This is a genomic window from Acinetobacter sp. G11, assembly GCF_049808495.1.
Classification (GTDB): domain Bacteria; phylum Pseudomonadota; class Gammaproteobacteria; order Pseudomonadales; family Moraxellaceae; genus Acinetobacter; species Acinetobacter kookii.
The window spans coordinates 1-3,421 of the sequence record NZ_JBNCAT010000065.1; the positions used below are offsets into that span (position 1 = coordinate 1).

Here is a 3,421-nt window from a genome sequence, read left to right on the forward strand (position 1 = left end):
AGTGTAGTTCATGATGCAACTTTGACTTTGGTCGGTCGGAAGCAAAATGCTAGCTCATCTTGCTTCCTTCCAATAATTTAATCTCTGTTGCACTTCATTTGAGAATCTAAGGTAATAAAAAAGACACTGCGGTGTCTTTTTTATATTTTAATTTTTTGAAAGGTACGACGGTGTTTTACCGATAAACCTCAATTTATAGAAGCTCATCTTGTTACTTTGGATAAGCCCTGAGAAGTATTACTTCGTAAGGCCAAAGTCACCTTGCGAACACTTGAAACATGTTTCAAGTGTTCTCATCGCAAAACTCGTTCCATACTATCATTTGATGAATGTTTCGCAGAACCATTTTTATCAAATGAAGTCTTGCCTCGAACAATTGCGAATGGCTTTGTCACGTATCATCTATTTTGCATCAAATCAGATTTTAGACTGGCGATTTAGCCATAGCTCTTTGGCTTTTAACATCGCCTCTTCATAAGAAGCACATGTTCCCATCGTGTATAAAGCAATTCCCATGGTTTCCGTTACTGCAACTTCACCATACTCATGATGCTGTTTGCCTTCCCATACGGCTTTAAATACAGCCAAGTCCAGTTCTTCTTCAATAGGACTACGGTTATCGGTTAGTTTAGGGAGTTCATGCTCGTACAGCTCACCATTTTTAATTCCGCAGATTAAGGTTTTGGCATCCGGATTCCGTTCAAATTCACCGCCTTCACCTTTAATTACCGCACTATTTCGATAGCCCAGTTTAAAGGCTGCCTGTTGGTGAGAGCTACGATAAGCAGGATGGAAAATCGCCTGCATGGTGGCTTTGGCATTAAATGGATTAATTAAACGGGCAAGGGTATGGATGGGAGAACGCAAACCCATCACATTCCGCAGTGAGATCAAATCACTCAAAATAGGTGAAATTGCTTGCAAGGGCAGATAGGCAAAATTGCGTTGCTGTAACTGCTGTTCCACATCGCTGTCATTCTGGCAGATCGGATAGCTTAAATATTCCAGGACCTGTTCAGTATAAAGGCGGTTAATGGTATGTCCGGACGCACCATGCATGACCACCTTGTAGCCATGTTGGGCTAAGGTAAGAGCTGCCAGTAAGAACCAGGGATAATGCTTACGCTTGCCGGCATAAGTTGACCAGTCCAAGTCTACATCCAGGGTCCTGAAATTGAGCTGGTCACGGGTGGCCTGGACAAAACCGGCCAGTTCATCGACAGATTCTTCTTTAACACGAAGTAGCATCAGGAAAGCGCCCAACTGCACATCAAGCACTTCATCTTTTAGGATCATGCTGAATGCCTGATAGGCTTCGTCAAAAGTCAGCGAACGGGCACCGTTTTTTCCTTTGCCTATAATACGGACATATTGTGCAAAAGGATGTTCAAAGTCTTTATAGATATTTCTTTTGGTTTGCATAAGCTGAGTTTTCTGGGCGATAAAAATAAGTGTAATGCTATTTTATAAAGGCAAAAAAATTATTTCAGCTTAATTTATATAAAAGTGTTTTAGTGGTCTTCGACTAATGTTTAATAATTTGTGATGATATTTTAGCCAAAATTAACAATGCCACCTGCATAAGCTTTTAAAAATCAGGTAAAATTTAAACAATTGATATAATTTTTTAATTGTTCTTATCATCTCCCAATTTAACCATTTAAATTTTTGATAAATTTTAATGGTGTTCTGATGGTAATCACTTTTTTATAAATTTCTATATATTCCAGTATCTTAGGTCGCTGAATACTTTTAATTTTCTTGGGTGTGATTGCCTGGAGATTAAGGGCAGTGTATTCGTAAGAATAGGCTAAAACTGAATATTTCTAGTTTTGGAAATATCTGAAGAAGTAATGTTATGGCTAAGAAACCAATCTATAAGTCGCTGTATTTTCAAGTCGTCGTTGCCATTATTTTAGGTGTGATTGTTGGGCATTTTTACCCAAGTTCATCTGTAATCGTGGATGGCGTTAAGCAAAGTGTTCCCGGCTTGGGCGAGCAATTAAAACCATTAGGTGACGCTTTCATCAAGCTGATCAAAATGATTATTGCCCCCGTGATTTTCTGTACTGTGGTCAGCGGTATCGCAGGTATGGAAAGCATGAAATCTGTGGGTAAAACAGGTGGTATTGCACTGCTTTATTTTGAGGTGGTCTCAACACTGGCGTTAATTATCGGTTTGCTGGTGATTAATATTGCCAAACCGGGTGTAGGAATGAACATTGATCCTGCATCTTTAGATACTTCAGGTATCACCAAGTATGTGGAATCGGGTGCTTCACAATCGACCCTTGATTTCTTTATGAATATCATCCCGAATACGGTGGTGGGTGCCTTTGCCGAAGGTGAAATTCTTCAGGTCCTTTTATTTGCATTGCTGTTTGGTTTTGCGTTACATAAATTGGGCGATGCAGGTAAACCCGTCCTTAAACTCATCGATCAAATTTCGCATGTGTTCTTTAACATCGTAAACATGATCATGAAACTTGCACCGATCGGTGCGTTCGGTGCGATGGCATTTACAATTGGTAAGTATGGTATTGGTTCACTGGCTCAGCTCGCTCAACTCATCATCTGTTTCTATATTACCTGTTTGCTGTTCATCTTTATTGTATTGGGGAGTATCGCGCGTTTCTGCGGTTTCAGTATTTTGAAAATGATCCGCATGATTCGTGAAGAGTTATTGATTGTACTGGGTACATCATCTTCTGAATCCGTACTTCCACGTATGTTGAAGAAACTGGAAATTGCCGGGTGTGAAAAATCGGTTGTTGGTCTGGTAATTCCTACAGGTTATTCATTTAACCTGGATGGTACTTCCATTTATTTAACCATGGCTGCAATCTTCATTGCACAGGCAACCAATACTCAGCTTGATCTTGCTCACGAAATTACGCTTTTAGCAGTGTTGTTAATTTCTTCTAAAGGTGCAGCAGGTGTAACAGGTTCTGGCTTTATTGTTATGGCGGCAACATTGTCTGCTGTGGGGCATATTCCTGTAGCTGGTCTGGCCCTAATTCTGGGTATTGACCGCTTCATGTCAGAAGCACGTGCCTTGACCAATCTGGTCGGTAACTCATTGGCGACCATTGTGGTTGCGAAATGGGTCGGTCAATTAGATACAGTTCAATTAAATGCAGCATTAAACAACCCGGAAATGGTTGACCAGAAAATGCTGGATGAAACGAATCAAACCCATGCTTAATCGGTTTTGATGCTAAAAAGGAAGCTTCGGCTTCACTGCTGTCCCATAGTTTGCTTTAAATAAAAAAACCTGAGTCTAAATAGTTAAAATATAAGTGCAAACAAGCACTTTAACTATAAAGGACTCAGGTTTTGTCACATCAGAATACCGTATTTCATCAATTACTCAAACCCATTTTAAGACAAGATTTTGAACGTCTGGCTAAACTGCACCACT

At 40.0% G+C, this 3,421-nt stretch carries 2 protein-coding genes; one reads left to right on the top strand and one right to left on the bottom strand.

What is annotated here, in order from left to right; translation table 11 throughout:
* Positions 1–417: 417 nt before the first annotated feature.
* Complete coding sequence (locus ACPUEY_RS13970; RefSeq protein WP_425122449.1) at positions 418–1,422, bottom strand: glycosyl transferase family protein; 1,005 nt, start codon at positions 1,420–1,422, stop codon at positions 418–420.
* A 436-nt stretch (positions 1,423–1,858) separates the two neighbouring features.
* Between ACPUEY_RS13970 and ACPUEY_RS13975 the strand changes: the two genes are divergently transcribed.
* Positions 1,859–3,205, top strand: a complete 1,347-nt coding sequence (locus ACPUEY_RS13975; RefSeq protein WP_425122451.1) for a dicarboxylate/amino acid:cation symporter — start codon at positions 1,859–1,861, stop codon at positions 3,203–3,205.
* The last annotated feature ends 216 nt before the right edge of the window (positions 3,206–3,421 follow it).

What these genes read in the sequence shown, in the direction of transcription:
- ACPUEY_RS13970 (WP_425122449.1), bottom strand. Translation starts at nt 1,422, where the DNA reads ATGCAAACCAAAAGAAATATCTATAAAGACTTTGAACATCCTTTTGCA.
- ACPUEY_RS13975 (WP_425122451.1), top strand. Translation starts at nt 1,859, where the DNA reads ATGGCTAAGAAACCAATCTATAAGTCGCTGTATTTTCAAGTCGTCGTT.